This is a genomic window from Nostoc sp. MG11, from assembly GCF_014904695.1.
GTDB lineage: Bacteria > Cyanobacteriota > Cyanobacteriia > Cyanobacteriales > Nostocaceae > Komarekiella.
Window position 1 is genome coordinate 1 of sequence record NZ_JACXXN010000180.1, and the last position, 1,188, is coordinate 1,188.

The 1,188-nt window shown below is 42.3% G+C and carries 1 protein-coding gene and 1 pseudogene; both read left to right on the forward strand.

The features are described 5' to 3' along the window. The coding region (locus tag HCR01_RS37940) for a transposase (RefSeq protein ID WP_193201017.1) at positions 1 to 591 on the forward strand (591 nt) is incomplete at its 5' end. 119 nt (positions 592 to 710) lie between these two features. Then, positions 711 to 1,147, forward strand: a pseudogene (locus tag HCR01_RS37945) (hypothetical protein). Positions 1,148 to 1,188: the final 41 nt, after the last annotated feature.

The following is a 1,188-nucleotide window of genomic DNA, read 5'->3' on the forward strand; positions in this document are numbered from 1 at the left end:
CAATTACTTTCTACCTCACAGCGAGACTATAACATTGACCTGTTGGGGCCAGTAGCTCTCAATGTTGGGTGGCAAGCAAAGGCCGGACTAGGATTTGATTTATCTCACTTTCAGATAGATTGGCAGCAGAAAGCGGTCTACTGTCCTCAAGGTAAGCGTAGTTACCTTTGGAAAAAGAATAAAAATGTTTATGGTAAACCAGTAATTTATGTCGAATTTCGGCAGCGTGATTGTTTAGGTTGTCCGGTTCGTTCCCAATGTACTCGTGCAAAAACAAACCCGCGCGGGTTAACTATACAGACACAATCTGATTATGAAGCTCTTCAAAAAGCAAGAGTTCGACAAAAAACTGAACAGTTCCAAAAACAGTATGAGCTGCGTTCAGGTATTGAAGGAACTATCTCTCAGGGCATCCGAGCATTTGAATTGCGCGATTGCCGTTATATTGGGCTAGTTAAAACTCATCTACAGCATATTCTGACGGCTGCCGCTATCAATCTAGGTCGAGTTTTCGCATGGTTGGAGGAGATACCAAGGGCTAAAACTCGCTCCTCACACTTTGCGAGACTGGCAGACTCTACTGCCTGCTAGAGAATATCCGTTTAGCTTCTTGCTAAAACGTTAATATAATTTGAGTCTACTTCCATGTATTACACGGTAGAGATTCGTTATTCAAAGTTAAACTTACGATGTAATACATGGGGGAGCTTATGTTCAAACGAGACATTCAAGGAAAGTTTGCGCTCAAAAACGATGATTATCGTGAAGTACGTTCTTTGCGACTAACTTCGGAGACTTGGAAGGCTATTGGTATTGCCTCTGAATGTTTGGGCTTAACTCGTGCTGACTATTTAGAACACATTGTTAAGCATAACGCTAACCTGTGTATTACACGGGAAGATTCAGAAATCTTAGCTCCACTCAAGGAGAAAACGAGCCTTGACCAAGTATTACACGGCAAAGGGAGTTGCATCAGACATCTACTAAGGCAGCAAAACAGTCTGTTGGGTTGCTTACGGTAAAAGAACTTGAAATTTTACGTAACCGTGTTTTATCTGAACTGAAGTTAGGTAAGCAAGCATCTGGGTATAAAACTGCTCAGAAGGTTCTCAATCGTTTCATTGCTGAACTAATCGGTTCAGTTTAGCTGTTTGGGGAATTCGCCAACGGTATCCGTATCTCGGCGGC